Raw genomic sequence first — 26,564 nt, forward strand, 5'->3', positions numbered from 1 at the left:
CTCCCTGTCTCGTTTTTATTCACTGGAGAATCCACATGATCAAGTCGCGCGCTGCCGTTGCCTTCGAGGCCAAGAAACCCCTCGAGATCGTTGAAGTCGATGTCGCCATGCCCAAGGCCGGTGAAGTCCTGCTGCGTGTGGTTGCCTCCGGTGTTTGTCATACCGATGCCTACACGCTGTCGGGTGCGGACCCGGAAGGCATCTTCCCGTCGATCCTCGGTCACGAAGGTGGCGCGGTGGTTGAGGCGATCGGTGAGGGCGTGACCTCCGTCGCTGTCGGCGATCATGTGATCCCGCTGTACACCCCGGAATGCCGCCAGTGCAAATTCTGTCTGTCGGGCAAAACCAACCTGTGTCAGGCGATTCGCGCGACTCAGGGTAAAGGCCTGATGCCGGATGGCACTTCGCGCTTTTCCTACAAAGGCCAGCCAATTTTCCACTACATGGGGACGTCGACGTTCTCCGAATACACCGTGCTGCCGGAAATCTCCGTCGCCAAAATTCCAAAAGAAGCGCCACTGGAAAAAGTCTGCCTGCTGGGCTGCGGTGTCACCACCGGCATCGGTGCAGTCCTCAATACCGCCAAGGTAAAACCTGGTGATACCGTCGCCATTTTCGGCCTCGGCGGCATCGGTCTGTCGGCGGTGATCGGCGCCGTCAAAGCCAAGGCTGCGCGGATCATCGCCATCGACATCAACCCGGCCAAATTCGAGATCGCCAAGCAGTTGGGTGCAACCGATTGTGTGAACCCGAAAGATTTTGATCGTCCGATCCAGGAAGTCATCGTCGACATGACCGATGGCGGCGTCGACTTTTCCTTCGAGTGCATCGGCAACGTCCAATTGATGCGTGCTGCACTTGAATGCTGCCACAAGGGTTGGGGCGAGTCGGTAATCATCGGCGTCGCCGGTGCTGGCCAGGAAATCTCCACGCGTCCATTCCAGTTGGTGACCGGTCGCGTCTGGCGCGGTTCGGCGTTCGGTGGCGTGCGTGGCCGTACCGAGTTGCCAAGCTATGTCGAGATGGCTGAAACCGGCGAAATCCCGCTGGATACGTTCATCACCCACACGATGGGCCTGGAAGATATCAACAAGGCGTTCGACCTGATGCATGAAGGCAAGAGCATCCGTTCCGTCATCCATTTCTGAGGTCGGTCATGAGCCTGGAAAATATCTCCTGCCAGAAAAGCTTCGGCGGCTGGCACAAACGCTATCGGCACCGCTCCGATGTGCTCGGCTGCGACATGGTGTTTGCCGTGTACCTGCCGCCGCAAGCGGAGCAGGGCGGCAAACTGCCGGTGCTGTATTGGTTATCCGGCCTGACCTGCACCGACGAAAACTTCATGCAAAAGGCCGGCGCCATGCGCATGGCCGCCGAGCTTGGCCTGATCATCGTTGCACCGGACACCAGCCCTCGCGGTCCCGATGTGCCGGGTGATCCGGATGGCGCCTGGGACTTCGGTCTCGGCGCCGGATTTTATCTGAATGCCACGCAGGAACCCTGGTCCCGGCACTATCGGATGCATGACTATGTCGTGCAGGAATTGCCCGCATTGGTCGAAGCCCATTTCCCGGCGTCGGACAAGCGCGGCATCAGCGGTCACTCCATGGGTGGCCACGGTGCTTTGGTCTGCGCGTTGCGTAATCCGGGGCGTTATCAGTCGGTCTCGGCGTTCTCGCCGATCAACAATCCGATGGACTGCCCTTGGGGTCAGAAGGCCTTTTCCCGCTACCTGGGGGAAGATCGATCGAAATGGCGCGAGTGGGATGCCTGCGTCCTGATTGCCGAAGCGAACGAGAAGTTGCCGCTGCTGGTCGACCAAGGTGATCGCGACGATTTCCTCGCCACCCAGCTCAAGCCTGAAGCCTTGCAACAGGCCGCCAAACTGGCCGGTCATCCGCTGACGTTGCGCCTGCAACCCGGCTACGACCACAGCTATTTCTTCATCGCCAGTTTCATCGACGACCACTTGCAACATCATGGGCGCGCTCTAAGCGCCTAATGTTCGACAAAGCAGGTAGAATCACGCCCTGACAAAAATCGGGGCGTTTTTTTATGCGTATTGGCCACGGCTATGATGTGCACCGTTTCGCTGAAGGCGATTTCATTACTCTGGGCGGCGTGCGCATTGCACACGGCTTCGGGCTGCTCGCTCATTCCGACGGTGACGTCCTGCTGCACGCCTTGAGCGATGCCTTGCTCGGCGCCGCTGCGCTGGGTGATATCGGCAAGCATTTCCCGGACACCGACCCGACATTCAAGGGCGCCGACAGCCGTGTGCTGTTGCGTCACGTCGTCGCACTGATCCACGCCAAGGGCTGGAAAGTCGGCAACGTCGATAACACCATCGTCGCCCAGGCGCCGAAAATGGCCCCGCATATCGAATCGATGCGCGCGCTGATTGCCGCGGATCTTCAAGTTGAGTTGGATCAAGTGAACGTGAAAGCTACCACCACCGAAAAGCTCGGCTTTGTCGGTCGCGAAGAAGGCATTGCCGTGCACTCCGTTGCCTTGTTGCTGCGCGCATGAACGAACTGCAATTGCTCGGCCCGCGGGCCTATGGCGAAGCCCTCGGCACCGCAGTACTGAAAGCCACGGCGGAAGATTTTCAGGTCGATGAAGTCCTCAATATCCCCCTCAGTGGCGATGGCGAACACTTGTGGATCTGGGTGGAAAAGCGCGGTCTGAATACCGAAGAAGCGGCACGGCGGATCGCCAAGGCAGCGGGCGTTCCATTGCGCACCGTCAGTTACGCGGGCCTCAAGGATCGTCAGGCGCTGACTCGCCAGTGGTTCAGCGTGCAGCTGCCAGGCAAGGCTGATCCCGATCTGTCGGCGGCGGAAAACGATACGCTGAAAATCCTCAAGACCGGCCGGCACAAACGCAAGCTACAACGCGGTGCCCACTCGGCCAATGGCTTCACGTTGCGACTGACGCAATTCGCAGGCGACAAAGCGGCGATCGAGGAGCGTCTGCAACTGATTGCCAAGCAAGGTATTCCCAATTATTTCGGCGCCCAGCGTTTTGGGTTTGACGGCGGTAACGTGGTCGATGCCCGTGCGTGGGCTGCTCGCAAAGCCTTACCGGAGCAGCGCAACGTGCGTTCGCGTCTGCTCTCTACGGCGCGCAGTTTTCTGTTTAATCAGGTGTTGGCGGCGCGTGTCGCCGATGGCAGCTGGCAGCGTGCCCAGGTTGGCGATCTGCTGGCCTTCACCGATAGCCGCAGCTTCTTTCCGGCCGGTGAAGCCGAGTGCAGCGACCCGCGTCTGGCAATTCTCGATCTGCACCCGACCGGTCCGCAGTGGGGCGAAGGTGACTCGCCGACGACGGGCGCTGTCCATGAACTGGAGCAGGCAATCGCCACTCGCGAAGCAGACTTGCGTGATTGGTTGATTAACGCCGGAATGAGCCACGAACGTCGCATCCTGCGACTGCCCATTGGTGGGTTGACGTGGCATTATCCCGAGCCTGACATTCTGCAACTGGAATTCGTCCTCCCGGCCGGATGCTTCGCCACCGTATTGGTGCGCGAGCTTGTTGATCTGGTGCCGGTGGGGCAGACGGACAGCCCATGCGTATTCTGATTTCTAACGACGATGGGGTAACCGCACCCGGTCTCGCCGCGCTTTATGCTGCGCTGGCGGATTACACCGAATGCGTGGTTATCGCCCCGGACCAAGACAAAAGCGGCGCCAGCAGCTCGCTGACGCTCGACCGTCCGTTACACCCGCAAACGCTGGCCAACGGCTTTATCAGCCTCAATGGCACACCGACCGATTGCGTGCACCTGGGCCTCAATGGCTTGCTGGAGCGCGAGCCGGACATGGTGGTTTCGGGCATCAACCTGGGCGCCAACCTGGGTGATGACGTGTTGTATTCCGGCACCGTGGCGGCGGCCCTTGAGGGACGTTTCCTGGCGCGTCCTTCGTTTGCCTTTTCGTTGGCCTCACGGCAAGTGGAGAACCTTCCCACAGCCGCGTACTTTGCGCGCAAACTGGTAGAGGCTCACGCGGACCTTGAACTGCCACCGCGTACGGTACTGAACGTGAACATTCCCAATTTGCCGCTGGATCACATCCGCGGTATTCAGCTGACCCGCCTCGGACATCGCGCACGTGCTGCAGCGCCGATGAAAGTGGTCGATCCGCGCGGTAAATCCGGTTACTGGATTGCGGCGGCGGGGGATGCCGAGGACGGCGGCCCGGGCACCGATTTTCATGCGGTGATGCAGGGCTATGTTTCAATCACCCCACTGCAACTGGATCGCACCTTTAATGATGCCTTCAGAAGTCTCGATGGCTGGCTGGAGGGGCTGAACTAATGGCTCGTGAACAAGACGATATTCTGCGTCGTGGCATCGGGATGACCTCACAACGGACCCGTGAGCGCCTTATTCAGCGCCTGTATGAAGAGGGGATTTGCAACGCCAAGGTGCTGGAAGTCATTCGCCGTACACCGCGTCACCTGTTCGTCGACGAGGCGCTGGCTCACCGTGCCTACGAAGACACGGCGCTGCCGATCGGCAATAACCAGACCATCTCGCAGCCTTATATGGTGGCTCGCATGAGCGAGTTGCTGCTGGAGGCCGGTCCGCTCGACAAGGTGATGGAAATCGGCACCGGCTCGGGCTATCAGACGGCGGTGCTGTCGCAACTGGTCGAGCGGGTATTTTCCGTCGAGCGCATCAAGGTTCTACAGGATCGGGCCAAGGAACGCCTGGTGGAGCTGAACCTGCGCAACGTGGTGTTCCGCTGGGGCGATGGCTGGGAAGGCTGGCCGGCGCTGGCGCCGTACAACGGCATTATCGTGACCGCGGTGGCGACCGATGTACCTCAGGCGCTGCTTGATCAATTGGCACCGGGAGGGCGGCTGGTGATCCCGGTCGGATCGGGTGAGGTTCAACAATTGATGCTGATCATCCGGGAAGAGCAGGGCTTTTCCAGGCGTGTTCTGGGGGCTGTTCGCTTCGTCCCGTTACTCAATGGGCCGCTCGCCTGAGCATTTGTTTTAGCGCGCTGAATTCTCTTCGATTGCTCCTGTCTTACAGCGGCATCGATCAGTTAAACGGGATTCATCGTCAGGCAGCAAACGTGTGCGCGAAGCCATTTCGCTTCATTAAAGGTAAAGCCTGCACGGCCCGTTATACTTGCGACATTTCATGCCGGAACACGGCAATCCACATTTTCAGCCACCACAAAGGGAGCGGCGGGTGAGTCTCACAGTCATTGCGCAGCGAATGGGTAAAACGAGCTTTCAGCGCCTGGTGACTGGCCTTGTCTTGAGCACCTTGCTAGTCGGTTGCTCCAGCAACAAATCGAGCGAAGTACGCGTCGTCGATCGCAACAACGCCGTCGCCCAGCGTCCGGCAGTGACCACGGGTCAATACGTCGTCCGACCTAAAGACACCTTGTTCTCCATCGCCTTTCGCTACGGCTGGGACTACAAAGCCCTCGCGGCACGCAACAACATTCCTACGCCTTATACGATCCATCCGGGTCAGACGATTCGCTTTGACGGTCGCACCGGTTCAACGCCGACGCCGGTGGCCAGCTCCATTGATTCAACGCCTTCTTCGTCGCTCAAAACCACGGTTATCCGGCGCCAGGCGAATGGCGCAACCACCAGCACAGCAGTGGTTGCACCGTCCGTCGCCAGCAAGCCGACCCCTGCTCCGATGCCTCCTGCCGGTCCGGCCCCGACCGGCTGGGGGTGGCCATCTAATGGCATTCTCATTGGAAAATTCTCTTCAAACGGCAGTTTGAATAAAGGAATTGATATCGCCGGGGATTTGGGACAGCCTGTTTTAGCTGCGTCTGATGGGACGGTGGTATACGCCGGGAGTGGCTTAAGGGGCTACGGCGAATTAGTCATCATCAAACACAGCGATACCTACGTCAGTGCCTACGGACATAACCGCAGGCTGTTGGTTCGGGAGGGGCAGCAGGTCAAGGTCGGACAGACAATTGCCGAAATGGGGTCAACGGGTACAGACCGGGTGAAGCTGCATTTTGAGATTCGCCGACAAGGTAAACCTGTAGATCCGCTGCAATTCCTGCCGCGTCGTTGATCGCTTTCCAGCCTGTTCCGTCACGTAGAGGGAACAGGCTCCAGCGTTGCCAAGGATAAAGGCGCCGCTTGAGCCTGAGGTCGAACTCACCAAAGGACTATAACAATGGCTCTCAGTAAAGAAGTGCCGGAGTTTGACATCGACGATGAGGTTCTCCTGATGGAGAGCGGCATCGGGACGGATTCGATGTCGAATGATGAAGGGGCAGCTCCACCTTCCGTTCGTGCCAAATCCAAACACTCCGCTTCGTTAAAGCAACACAAGTACATTGACTACACGCGTGCACTCGATGCCACGCAGCTGTACCTCAATGAGATTGGCTTTTCCCCTCTGCTGTCCCCCGAAGAAGAAGTTCATTTTGCGCGCTTGTCGCAAAGTGGAGATCCGGCCGGGCGCAAACGCATGATTGAAAGTAACCTGCGGCTGGTGGTGAAAATCGCCCGGCGTTACGTCAATCGTGGTCTGTCGCTGCTTGACCTGATCGAAGAGGGCAACCTCGGTCTTATCCGGGCGGTAGAGAAGTTCGACCCTGAGCGTGGCTTCCGCTTTTCGACCTACGCGACCTGGTGGATTCGTCAGACCATCGAGCGCGCGATCATGAATCAGACCCGGACCATCCGGTTGCCGATTCATGTGGTCAAAGAGCTCAACGTGTACCTGCGGGCTGCACGGGAGCTGACGCAAAAACTCGATCACGAACCCTCGCCCGAAGAAATTGCCAACCTGCTGGAAAAGCCAGTGGGAGAGGTCAAGCGCATGCTCGGCCTGAACGAGCGGGTTTCTTCGGTCGACGTCTCGCTGGGTCCGGATTCGGATAAAACCCTGCTGGACACCCTTACCGATGACCGTCCAACCGATCCATGTGAACTGTTGCAGGATGACGACCTGTCCCAGAGCATTGATCAATGGCTCTCGGAGCTGACCGACAAGCAACGCGAAGTGGTGATACGCCGCTTCGGCCTGCGCGGTCACGAGAGCAGCACACTTGAAGATGTAGGCCTGGAGATTGGCCTGACCCGGGAGCGGGTCAGACAGATTCAGGTTGAAGGCCTGAAGCGTCTTCGGGAGATTCTCGAGAAGAATGGCCTGTCGAGCGAGTCGCTGTTTCAATAAGCAATTTGCTGGTTGGCATTGAAAAGCCCCGACTGGTTCGGGGTTTTTTATTGCCTGGGAGACAGGTTGGGAGTTCCCTCTGTCATCACATCTGGTTTGTAGTCTCTCGCTGTAAGTGTTTGCTTACTCTTTCGTAAGTGTTCGCTAATTCAATGGGTAGCAGTCGTACATATTCCTACGTGAGATAAGATTAACTAATTGATTTATATACTTATTTTTTAAGATTAATAGCTTGTGACAGCCAGTTTCAGCTAACGGGGGCGATTGCTCTTGGTAGGGAATTCTCTAGTATCTGAACTGTGTCGACGGACAGACACACCCTTCAAGGATGAGGGGGAAGGACATCGCAGGAAGCGATTCATCAGGACGATGAAAAGGAACACAGGGAATAGGGAAAAAATGTGGGCGGGTCAAACCGCCCCTTTTTTTGCCTGCAGAAAAGCAAAAAGGCCCACAAGGGGCCTTTTCGAGAACGCGGGGGTAATCAGCGTTCGAGATCTTTGATCTTGCCTTTGACGCCATCCCACTCTTCGGCATCGGGCAACGATTCTTTCTTCTCGGTGATGTTGGGCCAGATTTCCGCCAGCTCAACGTTCAGCTGAATAAATTGCTGCATGTCTTCCGGGACTTCATCTTCGGAGAAGATGGCCACGGCAGGGCATTCTGGTTCGCACAGTGCGCAGTCGATGCACTCATCCGGGTGAATCACCAGGAAATTCGGGCCTTCGTAAAAGCAGTCCACCGGACAGACTTCTACGCAGTCGGTGTACTTGCACTTGATGCAGTTGTCGGTGACGACGAAGGTCATTTCTAATTTTCTCCTCAGGCGGCGGCAGCGGAGCCCCTTCACGTTGGGGTCGCCAGGTTTGGGAGCGATAGTCTGCTGGTCAGGCTATAAGCCAGCAGCATCCCAAACCGCGCGAGATTCTAACAGCTTGCAGGCAAGTGCGTTAGATCCGTGTCTTTAGTGTATAGAGCATTTCGAGCGCGCGACGCGGTGTCATGTCGTCAAGATCAAGTTTGGCCAGATCATCCAGCACCGGATGCGGCAGGCTGGCGAACATGTCGCTCTGCTGCGGCGCGGCCGGTTTGCCTTTGGCAGTCTTGGGAACTTCATGAGGCAGGGCGGTCGCTTCCAGCCGACCCAGGTGTTCGCGAGCGCGCACGATCACTTCGCTCGGCACGCCGGCCAATTGTGCAACCGCAAGGCCGTAGCTCTGGCTGGCAGGCCCAGGTAGCACGTGGTGCAGGAACACGATGCGTTCGTTGTGCTCAGTGGCATTGAGGTGCACGTTGGCCACCAACGGCTGGGCTTCCGGCAATACGGTCAGCTCGAAGTAGTGGGTGGCGAACAGCGTATAAGCCCGCAGATGCGCCAGGCGTTCGGCCGCAGCCCACGCCAGGGACAGACCGTCAAAGGTGCTGGTGCCGCGACCGACTTCGTCCATCAGCACCAGGCTGCGCTCGGTGGCGTTGTGCAGAATGTTCGCGGTTTCGCTCATTTCGACCATGAAGGTCGAGCGCCCGCCGGCCAGGTCATCGCTGGAACCGATCCGGGTAAAGATCCGGTCCACCAGAGACAACTCGCAACTGGCCGCCGGAACGAAGCTACCGATGTGTGCCAGCAGCACGATCAGAGCGGTCTGGCGCATGTAGGTGGATTTACCGCCCATGTTCGGACCGGTGATCACCAGCATGCGGGTGTTGTCGTCGAGGCTCAGGTCGTTGGCCACGAACGGCGTGGTCAGTACTTGCTCGACCACCGGGTGACGACCCTGAGTGATGCGCATGCATGGCTCGTCGACGAAGCGCGGACAGTTCAGATCGAGGTTCAGCGCACGTTCGGCAAGGTTGCTCAGCACGTCCAGCTCGGCCAGTGCCGCGGCGGTGTCTTGCAGTGGTGGCAACTGAGAGATCAAATCTTCGAGCAGTGCTTCATAGAGCATCTTCTCGCGCGCCAGGGCGCGGCTCTTCGCCGACAGGGCCTTGTCCTCGAACGCCTTCAGTTCAGGCGTAATGAAGCGCTCGGCGCCTTTCAACGTCTGGCGACGGATATAGTCTGCCGGCGCCGATTCGGCCTGCTTGCTCGGCAACTCGATGAAGTAGCCATGAATGCGGTTGTAACCGACTTTCAGGTGCGACAGACCGGTACGGGCCTTCTCGCGTGCTTCGAGGTCGATCAGGAACTGCCCGGCGTTTTCGCTGAGCGATTGCAGATCGTCCAGTTCGGCGTCGTAACCGGTTTTCAACACGCCGCCGTCACGGATGACGGCCGGAGGGTTGTCGATGATGGCTTTTTCCAGCAGTGCCGCCAGTTCCGGGTAGGTGCTGGTGGTCTTCGCCAGTTGAATGATGTGCGGAGCTTCCAGCTCAGTCATCGCCACTTGCAACTCAGGCAATGCACCGAGCGCATCACGCAGGCGAGCCAGGTCACGAGGGCGGGCATTACGCAGGCCGATCCGCGCCAGGATCCGCTCGATGTCGCCGATTTCCTTGAGCTGCGGTTGCAGTTTCTCGAAGCGGTAACCGTCGAGCAGGCAGGTGATCGAGGTCTGGCGCGCCAGCAGTACGGTCAGATCCCGCAGCGGACGGTTCAGCCAGCGGGTCAGCAGACGGCTGCCCATGGCGGTCTGGCAGCGGTCGACCACCGATTGCAACGTGTTGTCGCGACCGCCAGCCAGGTTGGTGTCCAGTTCCAGGTTGCGACGGCTCGCGCCGTCCAGCACCACAGTGTCGTCCAGGCGTTCATGGCGCAGGCTGCGCAAATGGGGCAGGGCGGTGCGCTGGGTTTCTTTGGCGTAGCTGAGCAGGCAACCGGCGGCGCCGATGGCCAGGGTCAGGTTCTCGCAGCCGAAACCTTTCAGGTCTTGGGTCGAGAATTGTTGGCAAAGACTTTTCAGGGCCGAATCACGTTCGAAATCCCACGGCGCACGGCGACGAACCCCACGACGTTTCTCCGCCGGCAGATCTTTCGGCCAGTCGTCCGGGATCATCAGCTCCACCGGATTGACCCGCTCCAGTTCCGCCAGCAGGTTTTCCCAGCCTTTGATCTCCAGTACGGTGAAGTTGCCGCTGGTGATATCCAGCACCGCCAGGCCGAACAGACGCTCGTCACCCAGCACCGCCGCGATCAGGTTGTCCCGACGCTCATCCAGCAGCGCTTCATCGCTGACCGTGCCGGGCGTGATGATTCGCACTACCTGACGATCCACCGGCCCCTTGCTGGTCGCCGGGTCGCCGACCTGCTCACAGATCACCACCGACTCGCCGAGCTTGACCAGTTTCGCCAGGTAACCTTCCGCGGCGTGGTAAGGAATCCCACACATCGGAATCGCCTGACCCGCCGACTGCCCACGGGCGGTCAGGGTGATGTCCAGCAATTTGGCGGCCTTCTTCGCGTCTTCGTAGAAGATCTCGTAGAAGTCGCCCATGCGGTAGAACATCAGCTGGTCTGGGTGCTGGTTTTTCAGGCGCCAGTACTGCTGCATCATTGGCGTGTGGGAGGACAGATCGGAGAGGGCTTTATTCATCGGATAATCAGGCAAATTCGTTGAAAGGTGTAGGGCAAAGGAGGGGCATCGGCCCGGCTTTTCCGCGATGGGCGCAAGGTTAACATGGGCGGTCCACCCGACGCAGGCATGAAAGCCCTGCGATACGTTTCTTCTGTCTATGCACGGCATATGCGCCATTTATGCAATTTGGCATTTGTCTTCCGTGAAAAGAACAAGCACTATGCGCTTTATGCAAAAACGCAATGTTTCTACCGTCTTAAGAGCGCTGCTCGATCAGCACGGGATCTCCCCCACGGAGCTTCACCGTCGCACCGGCGTGCCTCAATCCACTCTCTCGCGGATCCTCAGCGGGAAGATCGTCGATCCCTCGGATAAACACATCTCGAAGATCGCCGAGTACTTCGCCGTGAGCACCGACCAGTTGCGGGGCCGCGCGGATGTCGCGCCGGCAGCCAGCACCGGGCGCGATCAATTGCATTCGGAACTCAAGGACATAAGTCTGTGGGACGACGATACGCCCGTCGATGATGACGAGGTGTCGGTCCCCTTTCTTCGCGAGGTTGAATTGGCTGCAGGATCAGGAAGGTTCGTCATTGAAGAGAGCGAGCGCTCTAGCCTGCGCTTCGGCAAGCGGAGTCTGCGCCACAACGGCGTTCAGTTCGACCAGGCCAAATGCGTGACGGTGCGCGGCAACAGTATGTTGCCGGTACTGCGCGACGGCGCCACCGTCGGCGTTAATGCCGGCAAGTGCGGGATCGGCGATATCGTGGATGGCGACCTTTATGCCATCAACCATAACGGCCAGCTGCGGGTGAAACAGCTTTATCGCTTGCCTACCGGAATACGCCTGCGCAGCTTCAATCGCGATGAACATCCGGACGAGGACTACACCTTCCAGGAAATCCAGGAAGAGCAGATCGTCATCCTCGGTCACGTCTTCTGGTGGGGCATGTACGCCCGTTAACCTCAACGCTGTCAGATAAAACCCGCCATTGAGCGGGTTTTTTTTCGCCTGTCGAAAAGCCGTCAGCGCCTTTGCTTGCGGGACTTTCATGCGTCAGTGCATTTACGGCGCATAAATAAATGCATTTATGCATTGACTGCATATGCATCAATGCATATTCTTTGTCTCAAGCCGCTCAACAAAGCAGCTCGAAACGAAGCTCTTTAGTTCCACCACAAAGGCAGCGATGAACCGGCCTCAACGGTTCAGAGGGTTGGCAACTGACCCGGGTGTGCAGCGTAAAGCACCACAAGCAGTTATCCGGCGGGCAGGGACCGCGGTCGGAAAAACAATCTGAATGGACTCGTACCGCGCCAGTAGCGCCGAAAAGTCAACGCGAAGGACCGCATTACTGAAAAGCCCGGCCAATGCCGGGCTTTTTGGAATGCCTACCTACCGTCAGGCACCTCAAGAGACACCGTTTGAAAGACACACACATCACTCATCAATCACCCCCCAGGAGGCGTGACATGACAAACGAGCAACAAGCGTTGCTGGACATGCCGATCTGGCTCGTCATCGTCCTCGCCCTGGTGGGCGGGGTGTCCGGCGAAATGTGGCGCGCCGACAAGGAGGGCGCCCGCGGCTGGTCATTGCTGCGGCGCCTGGCCTTGCGATCCGGGGCCTGCATGGTCTGCGGGGTCTCGGCCATCATGCTGCTGTATGCCGCCGGCGTGTCGATCTGGACGGCTTGCGCGTTCGGTTGCCTTACGGCGATGGCCGGGGCAGACGTTGCCATTGGCCTTTATGAACGTTGGGCGGCCAAGCGGATTGGCGTTTGCGAAGTGCCGCCGCGAGATACCCGCCAGGATCACTGAACACCAAGCCCAATGGAATGGCGAGCAGCGGTGCCGACCAGCATCCGACCCGCAAGGACGCGGGTTTCCCAAGGCCAGTACCTTTCACTCAAACCCGCCAACCAGCGGGTTTTTTATTGCCCGGTGAAAACACCATGAAGATCACCCCACTGATCACCCAACTGCGTGATCACTGCCCAGCCCTCGCCGGTCGCGTGGCTGCCGGCATCGACCTCGAAACGCTGCAAGCCAGTACCCCGCTTTCAACACCTTGCGCCTACGTAGTGCCGATTGCCGATCTGGCGGGCGCAAACGCGGCGCAAAACGCTACGTGGCAGATCATTCGCGACCGCTTCGAAGTGACCCTGGTGCTTGACACCACCGACGCTACAAAAGCGCTGGATCTGTTGCACGACCTGCGGGCCGAACTGTGGCGGGCGCTGGTGGGTTTCAAGCCCGGCGGTGATTACGACGCCATCGCCTACGACGGCGGCGAACGGGTTTCCATCAACAGCAACCGCGTGCTGTATCGCCTGCGCTTTTTTGCCGAGTTCCAGCTCGGCCGCAATCTGCCTGGTCAGCCTGCGGAGAGCTGGCACGAACGTGAACTGGACGGTTTGTCGTCCTTTACCGGGGTCACCGTGCGGGTCGATGCGATCGATCCGGCGGACCCCAATCTGAAACGCCCAGGCCCCGACGGACGCCTGGAACTGACTTTCTCTGGAGACGTAACCCCATGAGCAAACGCATCACCGTGCTGCCGGCCCCAGGCCGCGCCGTGCCCGATCCGGAAGCGGGCGATCTGTTGCCCCTTGAGGGCCGTGAAGTGCCGGACAACGCCTGGTGGCGTCGACGTCTGGCCGATGGCGATATCACTACCAAAGCCGTGAAAGCGGCAAAACCACAGGGAGCCAAATAATGGCGATCGGATTCAGCAACATCCCCGCGGACATTCGTGTTCCGCTGTTCTACGCAGAAATGGACAACTCGGCCGCCAATAGCGCGTCGTCGGCCATGCGTCGTTTGATCGTCGCTCAGGTCAACGACAACATTGCGCCGGCCGAGGTTGGCAAACTGGTGCTGGTGTCCAGCGTGGCGCTGGCCAAAAGCATTGGCGGCCAAGGCTCGATGCTGGCTTCGATGTACGAAACCTGGCGCAAGACCGACCCGATCAGCGAGATCTGGTGCCTGCCGCTGCACAACACCGAAGGCAGCATCGCCAAAGGCGTGTTGACCTTGACTGGTGCAGCGACCCAGAGCGGTGTGCTCAACCTGTATGTCGGTGGCGTTCGTGTTCAAGCGGCCGTCGTCAACGGCGCCACGGCCGCTCAGGCGGCTACCGCGCTGGCGCTGAAAGTCAACGCCTCGGCAGATCTGCCGGTCAGCGCTGCAGCCGTAGAAGGCATCGTGACCCTGAGCGCCAAATGGACTGGCGACAGCGGTAACGACATCAGCCTGCAATTCAATCGCCTGGGCAAGAGCAACGGCGAAGAAACCCCAGCCGGCCTGACCGCAGCCATCACCGCCATGACCGGCGGTGCCGGTGTGCCGGATCAAGTCGCTGCCGTGGCGGCGCTGGGCGATGAACCGTTCGAGTTCATCTGCATGCCATTCTCGGACCTGTCGACCCTCAACACCTGGCAAGCCGTCATGGATGACAGCACCGGTCGTTGGTCCTGGGCCAAGCAATTGTTCGGTCATGTCTACAGCGCCAAGCGCGGCACCATTGGTACTTTGGTCGCTGCCGGTCAGGCGCGTAACGACCAGCACATGACCCTCCAGGCGCTGGAACCGGGCGTACCACAACCGTTCTGGGTGCAAGCCGCTGCACTGGCTGCGCGCACCTCGGTGTTCATCTCCGCCGACGCCAGCCGTCCGACCCAAAGCGGCAGCCTGCCAGGTCTCGACCCTGCACCCGCCAGTGAGCGTTTCACCCTGACCGAGCGTCAGTCGCTGCTCAATTACGGGATCGCCACCGCGTACTACGAAGGCGGCTACGTGCGCATTCAGCGTTCGATCACCACCTATCAGAAGAACGCCTACGGCCAGGCAGACAATTCCTACCTGGACAGCGAAACCATGCACCAGTCGGCCTTTATCGTGCGTCGTCTGCAAAGCGTGATCACCAGCAAATACGGTCGCCACAAACTGGCCTCTGACGGCACCCGTTTCGGCGCCGGCCAGCCGATCGTGACCCCTAGCACTATTCGCGGTGAGCTGATCGCCCAGTACGCCAAGCTCGAACTGGAAGGTCACGTCGAAAACGCCGAGCTGTTTGCCGAGCACTTGATCGTCGAGCGCGACGTACAGGACCCGAGCCGGGTCAACGTGCTGTTCCCGCCGGATTACATCAACGGCCTGCGCGTGTTCGCGCTGCTCAACCAATTCCGTCTGCAGTACGACGACGCCGCTTAAAAACCGCGTTTGAACGTGTGATTTCAGCCCACCTCGCGTGGGCTTTTTATTTGAAGGGAGAAACACCATGGGTCAACTGATTGCGGGCACCTGCTACGTCAAAGTGGACGGCGCTCAACTGACCATCAACGGCGGCTGCGAAGCGCCCTTGTTGGCTGTGAAACGGGAAACCGTCGTACCGGGTTTCTACAAGGAAACTGACATCGCCCCGTCGTTCAAAGTGACGGCGCTGCACACCGCGGACTTCCCGCTCAAGCAACTGATCGCAGGCACCGACATGACCGTCACCTGCGAATTCAGCAACGGCAAAGTCTACGTACTGGCCGGCGCCTACCTGGTTGAAGAACCTGTCTCCAAGGGCGATGACGCCACCATCGAACTGAAGTTCGAAGGCATCAAGGGGACCTGGCAATGACTGGCGCCGTGAAGCTTCAAGTTGCGATCGAAGCGCACGGCGAGCCCTTGACCGAACTCAACCTGCGCCGCCCGACGGTGCAGGAAGTTCGAGCGATCAAGGCGCTGCCGTACAAGATCGACAAGAGCGAAGAAGTCAGCCTCGACATGGACGTCGCGGCCAAATACATCGCGGTGTGCGCCGGCATCCCGCCGTCGTCGGTCAATCAGTTGGATCTGGCTGACCTCAACGCGCTGAGCTGGGCTGTCGCGAGTTTTTTCATGAGTGCGGCGTCGGAGCCATCACCGACCTGATTTCAGTCGCCTATGACCTGGCCTGGTTCTGGAAGGTTGACCCCGAACAGATGATGGCCAGGCCACTGGATGTGCTCCGCGAATCGCTGGAGCACGCGCAACGGATCAATGCGATGCAGCAGGTGCAGTGATGGCAGACATGGAAAAGGAAAATGAAAAACCGGTCCGGTTGACGGGGATCGATAAACTGACCCTCAAGCTCGCCGGCCTTCGAGCGAAGGTCGAAGGCTTCAAAACACATCTTGAACAGACGGGGCTGGGCAAGCTGGACATCAGCGGTCTGTTCAAGGGTGGCAGCGTGATCACGCCCTTCGTGGACGGGATCAAGGCGTCCGCTGCGTTCAAGGGCCAATTGACCGAGGTCAGTGAGGCCGCCAAAGGTGTCGATGTACCGAGCGTGCCGACCAGCGTCGCGCAAACCATGAATGTGTTCAGTCGGTCGATGGAGCAGGTGTCGGTTGCCGCAAACACCGCGTTACAACCTGCCGTCGCGACCGTCACGGCAGGAATTCAGCCGCTGCTCATTGGCTTTGGCAATCTGCTCAATGACAACCCCAAGTTGGTCGAAGGACTGGCGGCCGGTGCCATTGCGTTTTCGGCGATGCAAACGGCTGTGACCGGCGCGACCCAAGTGTTCGATCTGATGAACATGGTGCTCAAGACCAACCCCATTGTGCTGATTGCCACGGGCATCGCCCTGGCAGCCGGTTTGATTGTGGCCAACTGGAAGCCCATATCGACGTTTTTCGCCGGGCTCTGGCAAAAGATTTCTCCGGTCGTGATGCCCATGGTCGAGTTCTTCAAGACGATGTTTGCGTTCACGCCGCTTGGGCAAATCATCAGCCATTGGGGGTCGATCACCACCGTGTTCGCGGCGATCTGGGACGTCATCAAAGCGGCGGCCACGCCGGTAATCGGTTTTTTCCAGACGCTGTTCTCCTGGTCGCCACTGGGTTTGATCATCAGCAACTGGACACCGTTGACGGGGCTGTTTTCGGCGATCTGGGACTTGCTCAGAGCACTGTCGGTGCCGGTCATGGACTTTCTGCACGGCCTGTTCGACTGGTCGCCGCGGGAGATGATCATCGCCGGCTGGGGCGCGGTCACCGAATTGTTTTCCGGGATCTGGGACAGCATCAAGGTCCCGGCGCTGGTGATGTACGACACGCTGCGTAGCCTGTTTGACTGGTTTCCGCTGGAGGAGATCAAAAAGCGTTGGGAGCCGATTACCGAATGGTTCAGCCAATGGTGGGACAAGCTGCAAGGCGTCGTAGCGCCGATCAAGGAATTCTTTGCTGGTGGTTTCGGCAGCCTTGTCACCAGCGTGACCGGCAAGGTCGAAGGCCTGACCGAGGCTCAAGAAAAAACCAATGCCGAAGGCAAAGGTATGTTTGCGCCGGCGTTTTTTGGCGCCGATACCGAGCAACCACAAAGCCTGTCAGTGCTGCCCGGCAATCTGCCGCACAAACCCTCGATGCAGCCTGGCTCCCTGACACAAAACTCCAGCGCCCTGATTCAGCAAACCGCCGCCAACAGCCGCACACAACTCGAAGGCGGCCTGACCGTGCGCTTCGAAAATGCGCCGGCCGGCATGCGCACCGATCAGCCGCAAACCAATCAACCGGCGCTGGCGATCAATTCGCGCATCGGCTACCGCACACTGTCCCTTGGAGGTTCCAATGAGCTGGCGTGATCGTTTGATGCCGGCGTCGTTTCGCGGCGTCCAGTTCTGGGTCGATCAGGCGAAAAACCCGGTCGGCCAAAAGGGCCAGTTGCACGAGTATCCGCAGCGGGACCTGCCGTATTTCGAGGGCCTTGGCCTGCAGGCGAAGATTCACGATTTGACCGCATTTATCGTCGGCCCCGATTGCCTGGAGCAGCGCGACAAACTGCTCAAGGCGCTGGAGCAGGGCAGTGGTGAGCTGGTTCACCCGTGGCTGGGGCGTCTGCAGGTCAAGGTCGGCGAATGCGACATGACCCACACCCGCCAGGACGGTGGGCTGGTGACCTTCACCCTGAAGTTTTACCCCGATCAACCGGTGCCGTTTCCGACGGCGGCGGTCAGCACGCAGAAGCTATTGCTGGTGTCGGCGGACAGCCTGCTGGGTTCCGCGGTGAAACGCTTCGAAGACGCGATGACCTTGATCAAGGCTGCGCGGATCGGCATTGCCAACCTGCGCAACAGCATCAAGGAGGCTTACGAGGTGATTCAGCAGCACCTCCAGCCGTTGATCGATGAGTACCAGCAGATCAGCGATCTGGTCAAAGCCGTCAAGGAACTGCCCAAGGATGTGGCGGCGGAATTCAAGGGATTGATCGGCGACATCAACGAACTGAAGGACTTCGCCCGTGAAGGTTATCGTGGCGTGATTGCCAACGTCTCCCAACAGGTCGAAGCCATCAAGAAGGCCGACGCGCCGAAGCTGACCACCGGCAAGGACACCACCGCTGCGGCCCAGGCGTTGACCAATCTGGTGCAGGACACCTTGATTGTGCAAGTAGCCCAGTGGGTCGCGTCGATGCCGGTGGCTTCGCAGGCCGTCAAGCGGATCACCAACCTGCCGGTCGGGCATCAGGCTGTGCGACCGACCACGCACCAGGACGTTCCGGTGGTCGACGATTTGGAGGCGTTGCGTGCGGCACTTGAGGAAGTGTTCAAGCTGCCCGAGGCCAAGGCTGATCCCGCGCACTATCTGGCGATGAGCAATCTGCGCCAGGCGCTCCGGGCGCATTTGAAAGCGGTCGCGTCGTCGGGTGTTCGACTGGTGAGCAAGTCTTTCAAGCAAAGCCTTCCGGGGCTGGTAGTGATCTATCAGCAAAGTGGAGACGCTACGCGAATCGCTGAAGTACTGCAGCGCAACGGCATTATTCATCCGGGATTTCTCCCGCTGGACGACGTAAAAGTCCTGGGGGAATAGACCATGAATGAACTCGACAACAGCGTGTTGCTGACCGTTGACGGTCTGGAGTATGGCGGCTGGAAAAGCGTTGAAATCACGGCGGACCTCGAGCGTCAGTTCCGCACCTTCAAGCTCGACATTACCTGGCAATGGCCGGGGCAGACGGTCGACCGGCCGATCCGCCCGGGTGCGCCGTGCCAAGTGCGAATCGGCTGCGATCTGGTGCTCAGCGGGTATGTGTTCAAAGCGCCGATCAGCTATGACGGGCGGCAGATCAGCCTGAGCATCGAAGGCAGTTCGAAGACTCAGGACCTGGTGGACTGTGCGGCGATCAACACGCCCAACCAATGGCATCAGCAGTCGTTGCTCAGCATCGTTCAGGCGCTGGCCGCGCCCTATGCCGGGAAAGTGGTCAGTGAAATCCCCGACACCGCGCGACTCGGCAGCCACACCATCGTGCCGGGGGAAACGGTCTTTCAGTCGATCGACCGTTTGCTCACGCTGTTTCGGGTGTTTTCCACCGATGACGCCGAAGGCCGGGTGGTACTGGCCCGGCCGGGCAGCGGTGGGCGAGCCAGTGATGTGCTTGAGCTGGGCAAGAACATTCTGTCGGCCAATGCGCCGATGGACTTCAGTCAGGTGTTTTCCGAGTACCGGGTGATCGGTCAGCACAAGGGCGGCGACGAAAAGAGCGGTGCGGCCGTGAGCGAAGTGTCCGGGGTTTCTACCGACCCGATTATCGGACGCAAGCGGATCACTGTGATCAGCGAAAGCGCGCAATTGACCCCGGAACTGGCGCAGCAACGTGCCGATTGGGAAAGCGCTATTCGCGTCGGCAAGGCAGGCACCACGACCTATCGGGTACAAGGCTGGCGACAGTCCAATGGTGATTTGTGGAAGCACAACACCTTGGTGCGCGTGATCGACAAGGTGTTGGGTTTCGACCACGACATGCTGATCTCCAAGGTGACTTACTCGCTGTCCGAACAGGGCTCGGTCACCACGCTGCAAGTGGCGCCGCCTTACACCTTCGATGCGAATCCGGTGCCCCCCAAAACCTGACACCCCGCCAAGCCTCGCTCCTACAAGGTAATCCACATGAGCCTACTGACACGCCTCCTGGCGCGCGGCACTGTCGTGCTCGCCAACTCGGCTACCAAGCTGCAATCGCTGCAAATGCGCCTCACCGCTGGCGAAGTGAATGACGACATGGAGCACTTCGAACCCTACGGTTTCACCAGCAATCCATTGGCCGGAGCCGAAGGGATCGCCACATTCCTGGGCGGTGACCGCTCCCACGCCATCGTCCTGGTGGTCGCCGACCGCCGCTATCGCCTCAAGGCACTGGCCCAGGGCGAAGTGGCGATCTACACCGACGAAGGCGACAGGATTCACTTCAAGCGCGGGCGGATTATCGACATCCAGACCGCGACCCTGAACATCCGCGCCAGCACCGCCGTAAACATCGACACACCGACCCTGACCCAGACCGGCAAGATCGTCTCGCAAGGCGATCAGATTGCCGCTGGCATCAGCCAGATCAAACACGTGCACGTCGGCGTGCAGGCGGGCAACGGCCAGACCGGCGTGCCGGCGGGAGGCCAGTGATGTTTATCAGCCAGAACCTCCACGCCGCACTGACCCGTTCGGTGCTGATCAGCCTGTTCACCTGGCGCCGCGCCGCCGATGACGATGCCCTCGATGACGAAGAACGTTTCGGCTGGTGGGGCGACACTTTTCCTACGGTCGCGGACGACCGTATCGGCTCACGCCTGTGGCTGTTGCGCCGGGTCAAGCTGACCCGGCAGACCCAGATGGACGCCGAGTTCTATGCCCGCGAAGCCTTGCAATGGCTGATCGACGACGGCCATTGCAGCGCCATCGACATCATCAGCGAACGCCTCGACGCCCAGCGCCTGAACCTGCGCACGGTCCTGACCCTGGCCGACGGCGAGCGCCTGGACATCAACCCTGATAACAGTTGGCAGGTGATCTATGCCGTTTGAAACCCCTTCGCTGCCGGTGCTGATCACGCGCACCCAAAGCGACCTGGCCAGCGATTCGCTGCGCCAGTCCGATGCGCAAGTGCTGGCCCGCACCCTCGGTGGCGCCGCCTATGGCCTGTATGGCTATCTGAACTGGATCGCCGAGCAGATTCTCCCGGACAAAGCCGATGAGTCGACCCTGGAACGGATCGCCGCACTGCGTCTGAACCAGCCGCGCAAAGCCGCACAATCGGCCAGTGGCAGCGTCAGCTTCACCGCCAGCGCTGGCGCTGTGCTGGACGTCGATACGCTGCTGCAATCGAGCGACGGTCGCATTTATAAAGTCACCTCCGCCCGCACCACCAGCAATGGCTCGAACACCACCACCATCGCCGCCCTCGACGCCGGCAGCCTCGGGAATGCCGACGCCGGCATGATGCTGATTCCGGTGCAGCCGATTCTGGGCATTATCGGCAACAGCTTCACGGTGCTGGCGCCGGGGTTGACCGGCGGTATCGCTCGGGAAAGTCTGGAGTCCCTGCGGTCCCGGGTGATTCGCTCTTACCGGATCATTCCTCACGGCGGTTCGGCCCAAGACTACGAAACCTGGGCACTCGAATGCCCGGGAGTGACCCGTGCCTGGTGTCGTGGCAGCTATCCCGGCCCCGGCATTGTCAGTCTGTACATCATGCGTGACGACGATGCGCAACCCGTCCCCAATCCCGAGCAATTGGCTGAAGTCCAGGCCTACATCGAGCCTCTGCGGCCAGTCACCGCCGAATTGCGTGTGCTGCCACCGGTACAAGTGCCGGTGACTTACCGACTGAGCCTGAAGCCCGACACCACGGCCGTACGCGCCGCCGTTGAGGCGCAACTGCGCGATCTGCATAACCGCGAAGGAGGCCTGGGCGACACCCTGCTGGTGAGCCACATCCGTGAAGCCATCAGCAGCGCGACCGGCGAAAGTGATCACGATCTCAAATCACCTACCGCCGACGTCGATGCTGCGAGCAACCAGTTGCTGACCTTCGGAGGTTGCGTATGGCAGTGATCAGAACCGCCGCGCAATACCAGGCCCAACTGCGCAGCCTGCTACCCAGCGGTCCCGCGTGGGACCCCGAGCAGGTCCCGGAACTCGAAGAAGTCCTTGAAGGCATCGCCCAGGAATTGTCCCGCCTCGACGCCCGTGCCGCTGACCTGCTCAACGAAATGGACCCGGCTGGCGTCAGCGAGCTGGTGCCGGATTGGGAACGGGTGATGAACCTGCCGGATCCGTGCCTGGGCGCCACCCCTCTGTTCGACGACCGCCGCCTCGCCGTACGCCGGCGACTGCTCGCTGTTGGCAGCCAAGCCATCAGCTACTACGTCGAGATCGCCAAGAGTCAGGGTTACCCGAACGCCACCATCACCGAACTTGAAGTCCCGCGAATGGGACGGGCCCGGTTTGGCCAGGCGCACTTCGGAACATGGCAGGCGCATTTCATGTGGACGCTCAACACCGGTGGCCGCCTGCTGCTGGGCCGGCGTTTTGGTGCGAGTTACTGGGGAGAGCGCTTCGGCGTGAATCCGGGCTCCGCGCTGGAATGCCTGATCCACCGCAGCACACCGGCGCATACCACGGTGCACATCAATTATGACTAGGGAGTAGAGGGATGGATTATCCGAAGAGTGTGCCCAGCGCCGGGTTGGTGAATGGGAAGTTTGTGGATGAGAACCCGTTGACCGGGACGCCGGGGTCGTTGATTCCTGCGGCTTGGGGGAACAGCGTGACGCAGGAAATCGTGAACGTCATCAAGGCTGGGGATTTGACCCCGGATGAGACGAAGTTCGATCAATTGCTGCAAGCCATTCAGAGTGTTTCGGCGAAAGGCTGGAATCTGGATTCTGCTTTGCCGATTGGGTCGTTGCCGCCGCCGACGGTGGCCACGGCTGATGGGCGTTTGCTGGTGACTCCGAGTGCTCTGGCGACCATGGGAGGGAAGGTGTCGGTTCCGGCGGGGGTGTTGATCAGCATCGGCCAGGAAGTGGTGGCGGGGCAACTGGGCAGGACTCGTACGTTCACGACCCAGGCCTGGAGTACGGATCTATCGCCCAGCACCTGGTATTTCCTGAGGGCACAGGTGGTGGCCGGTGTTTTGAAGTTCTATGCCCAGCGCGGGAGTCTTAATGACGTCGCGCCTGCTTCCTTGAAAGGCACACCGGATGCTTTAGCGGGTGGTGGCTTTCAGTCGACCCCATTGGATATGTGCGTCGCCTGGATCATTACCGGCGCCCCGGGAACCGTGCCGTCGGTGTTTGGGATCTACAACAGATCACGGCTCTCATGGTCCCAGACGGTCAACGGGACAGGCGTCGTTTACTTGCCACTTGATCCCCATGCGCGTTCGGCGCGGCTGATCGTCGGGAACCCCTCGCCATCGCCGACGGACATTTCCGGAGTCTCGTTCGCATCAGCAGGCTGGGTTGGGGGGAACTACTGTTTTCTCTCGCCGGCGCTCACCACCAGTTCCAACCACGACGCTGGTTGGACGTCTCCGACACCGTGCACGATCTTTACCAATAACTATGTCAACGATGTAACGGTAACGACCTTGACCGCCAGTTTTGATCATTCGCAGTTACGCTCGTTATGGCAGTCGTATCAGGCCGAACACATGCTCGGTTCGACCAGTGCCGTGAGCGATGAATTGCTGTTCAGCATGGGCATCAAGAATCATCCCGTGGCTGAGTATGCGTCGGGCATCGCAGTCAACTTCAGTGCGGCGGTCAATATCAGTTTTTCCTGGGAGTTGATTCGATGAACGTTATTCAAGAGCTTCATCAATTTGAGGACGGACTTCGTCCTGCCCAACCTTCTCCAGCCCATGATTGGGATGGTGAAACGTGGGTGTTGGATTCTTTGAAAGTCGCAGAGCTGGGACAACAGGAAACCGAACGCCTGTGCGCCAAAGTCGATGCTGCTGCAGACAAAGCACGCACTGCTCTGGCCGGTGATCCACTCAAGGCAATGGAATATGCCCAGGCCGCCGTTGCCGCCCAAGATTACAAGGACGCGGGCTACCCAAAAAAGGACGTGCCGATGGCCGTCTCCGCATGGGTCGTTAAAGGCCGAACAGCTAAACAAGCCGCCGAGCAGATCCTGAGCAAAGCCGCACAGCTGAGCGACAATCTGCTGACCCTGCGCACCTTGCGCCTCACGGCCAAAATGCAAATCCGTGCTCACGCGGCCAAGGGCAAGATCGATCTGGCCCGCAGCGCTGGCGATGAAGCGTTGGTGGCTATTCGTGAATTCGTCAGCGGTCTGGCTGACTAGGCGAGAACCCTTCAACTCCCCTGTTCAGGCCCACGTATTCGTGGGCTTTTTTTTTCTTGAAAAAACCGTGGGCGCGATTGCACCGATAACCGCATCGACACGGACCATTTGTTATTTCAGAGGAACGAAAGACGTATGGATTATCCAAAAAGCGTCCCCAGCGTCGGACTGGTCAATGGCCGGTTCGTCGATGAAAACCCCGTCGCCGGGACGCCGGGATCGTTGATCCCGGCAGTATGGGGAAACAGTGTGACCGAAGAGCTTCTGGCCGTTATTACAGCGGCCGGAATGACGCCAGCCGAGGGTGTTAACGATCAATTGTTGATGGCCTTGAAGACGCTCCTGAATTTGGCCAGTCCCATGTCTTCGCGGGTGACTGAAGTATCGACATCAAGGGCGTTGATGCCAGAAGAGTTGGGGCTGGTACTGATTAACGCCAGTGCGACGGAGACGACTATTACCCTGCCGGCAGCAAGTTCGTTGTCAGGTGTTCGGGATGTCGTTGTTCGACGGACTGACAACAGTGTCAATCGCTTGGTAGTACAGGCCTCAGGTAATGATCGAATCAAGTTCCATACACACTTGTCGCCAAACGGATACCCGTTTCTGGTTTTGATGGGGGCGGGTGATTGGTGGCACTTGCGAAGCGATGGAGCGAGCAATTGGTGGCCCGTCGGGCGCTTCGATGCAACGCCATTGGGAAGGATTGTTCTTGAGACGACAACCGCATTCAGTCCAGGGGGTTATGGCGCGTTGAACGGCAGAGAGTTTTTTCGCTCCGAATGGCCCTGGCTTTGGGATCACGCCGTTCAGTCCGGAATGTTGCGCGCAGAAGTTGACCGCGCCGGAGGTTGGAGCAGTGGCGATGGGATCAAGACGTTCCGGGCCCCGGAAGTTCGAGGTGAGTTTATCCGCGTTCTCGATGAACAACGCGGTGTCGATACTGCGCGCGCAGCCGGCACCTGGCAGATGGGTACCAACATCACGGGTGATAACGGTGCCGCTCCAGCGGTTCAGGGTATTGCCAACATCGCGACAGTAGGGGCTGATCCAACAACCTTTACCGGTCTCTGTTACTACGTATCAGCCACCATGACCGAGAATCTGGGCAGTGCTTACTGGGGGATGACTCGCCCCAGGAACATTGCTTATCCAGGTCGATTGAAACTGATTTGAGGGGCATATGGCTTATTACTATTTAAATGAAAGTTCTCAAGAGTTGACGGGTCCCGTCGAGTTGCCGGTCATTCCTGGTATGGGCGTTGTATTACCGGGCAATGCGATCGAGTTGCCAGAAATTCTGCCACCCGCCAAAACCGGTTATGTATGGGTTTGGCGTAACGGTGCCGCTTCGCAACTGATCGATTTGCGCAACCGCCCGGTGTATCGCAAAGACACAGATGGCCTTCAATTCTGGTACGAGTTGGGCCCGTTGCCTGACTATCTGACCGTCAAGCCTCGCCCCGGCGAATATTATGTTTGGCTGAATGATAACTGGGCGCTGGACTTGGCTGCCGAACGAACAGACAAAACCGCTCAAGCCGAGGCCGAGCGAGACAATCGTCTGCGTGAGATGGTTATTCGCGTCGCACCGCTGCAATACGCCTATGAACTGGGTGAGGCCACCAATGTTCAACTGGCCACTCTGAAAGAGTGGAAACGCTATACGCTCAAGTTGATGAACATTGAACAGCAACCGGACTTCCCACTGATCATTGACTGGCCGGCTTCACCTATCAGCGACGTAGCCGTATAAACCCTGAAACTTATTAATAACTGGAAGTGCAGTCTTATGTTGCCTGCACGCTGCTGCCTGCAAAATACCAACGGAAGGATATACCGTGGATTATCCCAATAGCGTCCCCAGCACTGGTCTGGTGGACGGCAAGTTTGTCGATGAAAACCCGATCACAGGGACTCCGGGTTCTTTGATCCCTGCCAGCTGGGGCAACGGTGTCACTCTGGAGTTGTTGAAAGTCATCGAGGCTGCCGGTATCAAACCGTCAGAGGTGAGTAACGATCAACTGTTGACGGCGTTGCGCAGTAACAAGCTGTTTGTGACCGCGCCACAGTTCGACAGCGATCAGTCGGTCGCCACCACTGAATTTGTGACCCGCAGCGGTCTACAGTTTTCAGGTTTCAACGTCTTTCCCGCGAGCGCTGCGCTGACCGCAGCCAACGTGGGCGGGGTGGCGAGTTTTGCCAGCGCCACGCCGATCACGGCGACGTTGCCGTCCATCAATGGACTTGCCCATGCCAGCACAATCCATGTCATCAACGCCGGAAACGGCGTGCTGACCATCAACCCCGCTGGCGCCGAAATCATCGAGACCTGTAACAGCACGTTCGGGCCGGTCAAGCTCGGCGTCGGTGACTCCGCGCACTTCATCAAGCTGAGTAACGAGTGGCGCTTGTATGGGGGCTCGGTCAGCGACAAGTACGCATCGTCCTTCTCCGGCGTCTACGGCAACGTCGGTTACCAGAAGCATCCCAGTGGCAACATTGAACAATGGGGCGTCGGCACCACGGATGCCAATGGCGATGTCTATATCACTTTCCCGATTTCGTTCCCGACGGCTTTTTCTTCGCTCGTGGCCACCCATGTGGGCGGCGACGGGGCGATGGTCATCTTGGTCGGGGGCACAGGGACCAAACAGGGCTGCCGCCTGAAGGTTCGGAGTTTTTCCGGTCAGGTGCAGGCGGGATGGAGCGTGAATTATTTTGCAAAGGGCTATTGAATGAACGCGTTCA

Annotated in this window: 29 protein-coding genes; 27 read left to right on the forward strand and 2 right to left on the reverse strand. The window is 59.2% G+C overall.

The window, feature by feature from the left end; translation table 11 throughout:
- Window positions 1-35 precede the first annotated feature (35 nt).
- From AC3IUE_RS06105 to rpoS, 8 genes are all read left to right on the forward strand, one after another.
- Window positions 36-1,148: an S-(hydroxymethyl)glutathione dehydrogenase/class III alcohol dehydrogenase gene (locus AC3IUE_RS06105; RefSeq protein ID WP_033059912.1), complete on the forward strand. Its 1,113-nt coding sequence runs from the start codon at window positions 36-38 to the stop codon at window positions 1,146-1,148.
- A gap of 8 nt (window positions 1,149-1,156) precedes the next feature.
- Entirely contained in the window at window positions 1,157-2,002 is an 846-nt protein-coding gene (fghA, locus tag AC3IUE_RS06110) for an S-formylglutathione hydrolase (RefSeq protein ID WP_046046288.1), read from the forward strand.
- Between the two features lie 53 nt (window positions 2,003-2,055).
- Window positions 2,056-2,529 (forward strand): 2-C-methyl-D-erythritol 2,4-cyclodiphosphate synthase, encoded by a 474-nt coding sequence (gene ispF / locus AC3IUE_RS06115; protein WP_010462780.1) that lies wholly within the window; start codon window positions 2,056-2,058, stop codon window positions 2,527-2,529.
- Window positions 2,526-3,584 carry a tRNA pseudouridine(13) synthase TruD gene (gene truD, locus AC3IUE_RS06120; RefSeq protein ID WP_056739175.1) on the forward strand — a complete coding sequence of 353 codons (1,059 nt, stop codon included), beginning with the start codon at window positions 2,526-2,528 and terminating at the stop codon, window positions 3,582-3,584. Before ispF ends, truD begins: the two co-directional genes overlap by 4 nt.
- Window positions 3,572-4,321: a 5'/3'-nucleotidase SurE gene (surE, locus tag AC3IUE_RS06125; protein WP_046046285.1), complete on the forward strand. Its 750-nt coding sequence runs from the start codon at window positions 3,572-3,574 to the stop codon at window positions 4,319-4,321. Before truD ends, surE begins: the two co-directional genes overlap by 13 nt.
- Before the next feature lie 41 nt (window positions 4,322-4,362).
- A complete protein-coding gene (locus AC3IUE_RS06130) occupies window positions 4,363-4,998 on the forward strand; it encodes a protein-L-isoaspartate(D-aspartate) O-methyltransferase (protein WP_177327881.1) in 636 nt (211 codons plus the stop codon).
- 211 nt (window positions 4,999-5,209) lie between these two features.
- The gene (locus tag AC3IUE_RS06135; RefSeq protein WP_056739177.1) at window positions 5,210-6,067 is read left to right on the forward strand and encodes a peptidoglycan DD-metalloendopeptidase family protein; all 858 of its coding nucleotides are present in this window, start codon (window positions 5,210-5,212) and stop codon (window positions 6,065-6,067) included.
- A 105-nt stretch (window positions 6,068-6,172) separates the two neighbouring features.
- The gene (rpoS, locus tag AC3IUE_RS06140) at window positions 6,173-7,180 is read left to right on the forward strand and encodes an RNA polymerase sigma factor RpoS (RefSeq protein ID WP_056739179.1); all 1,008 of its coding nucleotides are present in this window, start codon (window positions 6,173-6,175) and stop codon (window positions 7,178-7,180) included.
- 484 nt (window positions 7,181-7,664) lie between these two features.
- On the opposite strand, the gene fdxA is transcribed toward rpoS, so the two are convergent.
- A complete protein-coding gene (gene fdxA / locus AC3IUE_RS06145) occupies window positions 7,665-7,988 on the reverse strand; it encodes a ferredoxin FdxA (protein WP_008154011.1) in 324 nt (107 codons plus the stop codon).
- A gap of 142 nt (window positions 7,989-8,130) precedes the next feature.
- Window positions 8,131-10,710 carry a DNA mismatch repair protein MutS gene (mutS, locus tag AC3IUE_RS06150; RefSeq protein WP_046046283.1) on the reverse strand — a complete coding sequence of 860 codons (2,580 nt, stop codon included), beginning with the start codon at window positions 10,708-10,710 and terminating at the stop codon, window positions 8,131-8,133.
- Window positions 10,711-10,921: 211 nt separating this feature from the next.
- Between mutS and AC3IUE_RS06155 the strand changes: the two genes are divergently transcribed.
- The 19 genes from AC3IUE_RS06155 to AC3IUE_RS06245 all read left to right on the forward strand — a co-directional run bounded on the left by AC3IUE_RS06155 (window position 10,922) and on the right by AC3IUE_RS06245 (window position 26,551).
- The gene (locus AC3IUE_RS06155) at window positions 10,922-11,656 is read left to right on the forward strand and encodes a LexA family transcriptional regulator (protein WP_033053549.1); all 735 of its coding nucleotides are present in this window, start codon (window positions 10,922-10,924) and stop codon (window positions 11,654-11,656) included.
- Between the two features lie 509 nt (window positions 11,657-12,165).
- Window positions 12,166-12,513 (forward strand): phage holin family protein, encoded by a 348-nt coding sequence (locus tag AC3IUE_RS06160; RefSeq protein WP_056739181.1) that lies wholly within the window; start codon window positions 12,166-12,168, stop codon window positions 12,511-12,513.
- Between the two features lie 134 nt (window positions 12,514-12,647).
- Entirely contained in the window at window positions 12,648-13,232 is a 585-nt protein-coding gene (locus AC3IUE_RS06165; RefSeq protein WP_489266180.1) for a phage tail terminator protein, read from the forward strand.
- Window positions 13,229-13,411 carry a DUF2635 domain-containing protein gene (locus AC3IUE_RS06170; RefSeq protein WP_003198311.1) on the forward strand — a complete coding sequence of 61 codons (183 nt, stop codon included), beginning with the start codon at window positions 13,229-13,231 and terminating at the stop codon, window positions 13,409-13,411. The genes AC3IUE_RS06165 and AC3IUE_RS06170 overlap by 4 nt, the downstream gene beginning before the upstream one ends.
- Window positions 13,411-14,907, forward strand: coding sequence for a phage tail sheath subtilisin-like domain-containing protein (locus AC3IUE_RS06175; protein ID WP_489266182.1), 1,497 nt, complete (start codon window positions 13,411-13,413; stop codon window positions 14,905-14,907). Before AC3IUE_RS06170 ends, AC3IUE_RS06175 begins: the two co-directional genes overlap by 1 nt.
- Before the next feature lie 67 nt (window positions 14,908-14,974).
- Complete coding sequence (locus AC3IUE_RS06180; RefSeq protein ID WP_056739184.1) at window positions 14,975-15,322, forward strand: phage tail tube protein; 348 nt, start codon at window positions 14,975-14,977, stop codon at window positions 15,320-15,322.
- Complete coding sequence (locus AC3IUE_RS06185) at window positions 15,319-15,615, forward strand: phage tail assembly protein (protein WP_046054588.1); 297 nt, start codon at window positions 15,319-15,321, stop codon at window positions 15,613-15,615. Before AC3IUE_RS06180 ends, AC3IUE_RS06185 begins: the two co-directional genes overlap by 4 nt.
- 130 nt (window positions 15,616-15,745) lie before the next feature.
- On the forward strand, window positions 15,746-17,308 hold the full coding sequence (locus AC3IUE_RS06190) for a phage tail protein (RefSeq protein ID WP_489266185.1): 1,563 nt from the start codon (window positions 15,746-15,748) through the stop codon (window positions 17,306-17,308).
- Complete coding sequence (locus AC3IUE_RS06195) at window positions 17,295-18,533, forward strand: DNA circularization protein (protein WP_489266187.1); 1,239 nt, start codon at window positions 17,295-17,297, stop codon at window positions 18,531-18,533. Before AC3IUE_RS06190 ends, AC3IUE_RS06195 begins: the two co-directional genes overlap by 14 nt.
- A 3-nt stretch (window positions 18,534-18,536) precedes the next feature.
- Window positions 18,537-19,577: a phage baseplate assembly protein gene (locus AC3IUE_RS06200; RefSeq protein WP_489266189.1), complete on the forward strand. Its 1,041-nt coding sequence runs from the start codon at window positions 18,537-18,539 to the stop codon at window positions 19,575-19,577.
- A gap of 36 nt (window positions 19,578-19,613) precedes the next feature.
- Window positions 19,614-20,123 carry a phage baseplate assembly protein V gene (locus tag AC3IUE_RS06205; RefSeq protein ID WP_489266190.1) on the forward strand — a complete coding sequence of 170 codons (510 nt, stop codon included), beginning with the start codon at window positions 19,614-19,616 and terminating at the stop codon, window positions 20,121-20,123.
- Complete coding sequence (locus AC3IUE_RS06210) at window positions 20,123-20,521, forward strand: phage GP46 family protein (RefSeq protein ID WP_038979177.1); 399 nt, start codon at window positions 20,123-20,125, stop codon at window positions 20,519-20,521. Before AC3IUE_RS06205 ends, AC3IUE_RS06210 begins: the two co-directional genes overlap by 1 nt.
- Entirely contained in the window at window positions 20,511-21,551 is a 1,041-nt protein-coding gene (locus AC3IUE_RS06215) for a baseplate J/gp47 family protein (protein WP_489266192.1), read from the forward strand. Before AC3IUE_RS06210 ends, AC3IUE_RS06215 begins: the two co-directional genes overlap by 11 nt.
- Window positions 21,542-22,141, forward strand: a complete 600-nt coding sequence (locus AC3IUE_RS06220; RefSeq protein ID WP_489266194.1) for a YmfQ family protein — start codon at window positions 21,542-21,544, stop codon at window positions 22,139-22,141. Before AC3IUE_RS06215 ends, AC3IUE_RS06220 begins: the two co-directional genes overlap by 10 nt.
- An 11-nt stretch (window positions 22,142-22,152) precedes the next feature.
- A complete protein-coding gene (locus AC3IUE_RS06225; RefSeq protein ID WP_489266196.1) occupies window positions 22,153-23,301 on the forward strand; it encodes a phage tail protein in 1,149 nt (382 codons plus the stop codon).
- Window positions 23,298-23,813 (forward strand): phage tail protein, encoded by a 516-nt coding sequence (locus AC3IUE_RS06230; protein WP_489266198.1) that lies wholly within the window; start codon window positions 23,298-23,300, stop codon window positions 23,811-23,813. Before AC3IUE_RS06225 ends, AC3IUE_RS06230 begins: the two co-directional genes overlap by 4 nt.
- A gap of 135 nt (window positions 23,814-23,948) precedes the next feature.
- Window positions 23,949-24,989, forward strand: coding sequence for a phage tail protein (locus tag AC3IUE_RS06235; RefSeq protein WP_489266200.1), 1,041 nt, complete (start codon window positions 23,949-23,951; stop codon window positions 24,987-24,989).
- Window positions 24,990-24,996: 7 nt separating this feature from the next.
- A complete protein-coding gene (locus AC3IUE_RS06240; RefSeq protein ID WP_489266201.1) occupies window positions 24,997-25,569 on the forward strand; it encodes a tail fiber assembly protein in 573 nt (190 codons plus the stop codon).
- 85 nt (window positions 25,570-25,654) lie between these two features.
- The gene (locus AC3IUE_RS06245) at window positions 25,655-26,551 is read left to right on the forward strand and encodes a gp53-like domain-containing protein (protein ID WP_489266203.1); all 897 of its coding nucleotides are present in this window, start codon (window positions 25,655-25,657) and stop codon (window positions 26,549-26,551) included.
- Window positions 26,552-26,564 lie beyond the last annotated feature (13 nt).

This window comes from Pseudomonas sp. GL_093, assembly GCF_057837605.1.

What these genes read in the sequence shown, in the direction of transcription:
- truD (WP_056739175.1), top strand. Translation starts at nt 2,526, where the DNA reads ATGAACGAACTGCAATTGCTCGGCCCGCGGGCCTATGGCGAAGCCCTC.
- fdxA (WP_008154011.1), bottom strand. Translation starts at nt 7,988, where the DNA reads ATGACCTTCGTCGTCACCGACAACTGCATCAAGTGCAAGTACACCGAC.
- AC3IUE_RS06240 (WP_489266201.1), top strand. Translation starts at nt 24,997, where the DNA reads ATGGCTTATTACTATTTAAATGAAAGTTCTCAAGAGTTGACGGGTCCC.
- AC3IUE_RS06175 (WP_489266182.1), top strand. Translation starts at nt 13,411, where the DNA reads ATGGCGATCGGATTCAGCAACATCCCCGCGGACATTCGTGTTCCGCTG.
- AC3IUE_RS06205 (WP_489266190.1), top strand. Translation starts at nt 19,614, where the DNA reads ATGAGCCTACTGACACGCCTCCTGGCGCGCGGCACTGTCGTGCTCGCC.
- mutS (WP_046046283.1), bottom strand. Translation starts at nt 10,710, where the DNA reads ATGAATAAAGCCCTCTCCGATCTGTCCTCCCACACGCCAATGATGCAG.
- AC3IUE_RS06235 (WP_489266200.1), top strand. Translation starts at nt 23,949, where the DNA reads ATGGATTATCCAAAAAGCGTCCCCAGCGTCGGACTGGTCAATGGCCGG.
- AC3IUE_RS06220 (WP_489266194.1), top strand. Translation starts at nt 21,542, where the DNA reads ATGGCAGTGATCAGAACCGCCGCGCAATACCAGGCCCAACTGCGCAGC.
- AC3IUE_RS06210 (WP_038979177.1), top strand. Translation starts at nt 20,123, where the DNA reads ATGTTTATCAGCCAGAACCTCCACGCCGCACTGACCCGTTCGGTGCTG.
- AC3IUE_RS06170 (WP_003198311.1), top strand. Translation starts at nt 13,229, where the DNA reads ATGAGCAAACGCATCACCGTGCTGCCGGCCCCAGGCCGCGCCGTGCCC.
- AC3IUE_RS06215 (WP_489266192.1), top strand. Translation starts at nt 20,511, where the DNA reads ATGCCGTTTGAAACCCCTTCGCTGCCGGTGCTGATCACGCGCACCCAA.
- AC3IUE_RS06200 (WP_489266189.1), top strand. Translation starts at nt 18,537, where the DNA reads ATGAATGAACTCGACAACAGCGTGTTGCTGACCGTTGACGGTCTGGAG.
- AC3IUE_RS06230 (WP_489266198.1), top strand. Translation starts at nt 23,298, where the DNA reads ATGAACGTTATTCAAGAGCTTCATCAATTTGAGGACGGACTTCGTCCT.
- surE (WP_046046285.1), top strand. Translation starts at nt 3,572, where the DNA reads ATGCGTATTCTGATTTCTAACGACGATGGGGTAACCGCACCCGGTCTC.
- AC3IUE_RS06165 (WP_489266180.1), top strand. Translation starts at nt 12,648, where the DNA reads ATGAAGATCACCCCACTGATCACCCAACTGCGTGATCACTGCCCAGCC.
- AC3IUE_RS06155 (WP_033053549.1), top strand. Translation starts at nt 10,922, where the DNA reads ATGCAAAAACGCAATGTTTCTACCGTCTTAAGAGCGCTGCTCGATCAG.
- rpoS (WP_056739179.1), top strand. Translation starts at nt 6,173, where the DNA reads ATGGCTCTCAGTAAAGAAGTGCCGGAGTTTGACATCGACGATGAGGTT.
- AC3IUE_RS06225 (WP_489266196.1), top strand. Translation starts at nt 22,153, where the DNA reads ATGGATTATCCGAAGAGTGTGCCCAGCGCCGGGTTGGTGAATGGGAAG.
- AC3IUE_RS06105 (WP_033059912.1), top strand. Translation starts at nt 36, where the DNA reads ATGATCAAGTCGCGCGCTGCCGTTGCCTTCGAGGCCAAGAAACCCCTC.
- ispF (WP_010462780.1), top strand. Translation starts at nt 2,056, where the DNA reads ATGCGTATTGGCCACGGCTATGATGTGCACCGTTTCGCTGAAGGCGAT.
- AC3IUE_RS06195 (WP_489266187.1), top strand. Translation starts at nt 17,295, where the DNA reads ATGAGCTGGCGTGATCGTTTGATGCCGGCGTCGTTTCGCGGCGTCCAG.
- AC3IUE_RS06160 (WP_056739181.1), top strand. Translation starts at nt 12,166, where the DNA reads ATGACAAACGAGCAACAAGCGTTGCTGGACATGCCGATCTGGCTCGTC.
- AC3IUE_RS06190 (WP_489266185.1), top strand. Translation starts at nt 15,746, where the DNA reads ATGGCAGACATGGAAAAGGAAAATGAAAAACCGGTCCGGTTGACGGGG.
- fghA (WP_046046288.1), top strand. Translation starts at nt 1,157, where the DNA reads ATGAGCCTGGAAAATATCTCCTGCCAGAAAAGCTTCGGCGGCTGGCAC.
- AC3IUE_RS06180 (WP_056739184.1), top strand. Translation starts at nt 14,975, where the DNA reads ATGGGTCAACTGATTGCGGGCACCTGCTACGTCAAAGTGGACGGCGCT.
- AC3IUE_RS06185 (WP_046054588.1), top strand. Translation starts at nt 15,319, where the DNA reads ATGACTGGCGCCGTGAAGCTTCAAGTTGCGATCGAAGCGCACGGCGAG.
- AC3IUE_RS06130 (WP_177327881.1), top strand. Translation starts at nt 4,363, where the DNA reads ATGACCTCACAACGGACCCGTGAGCGCCTTATTCAGCGCCTGTATGAA.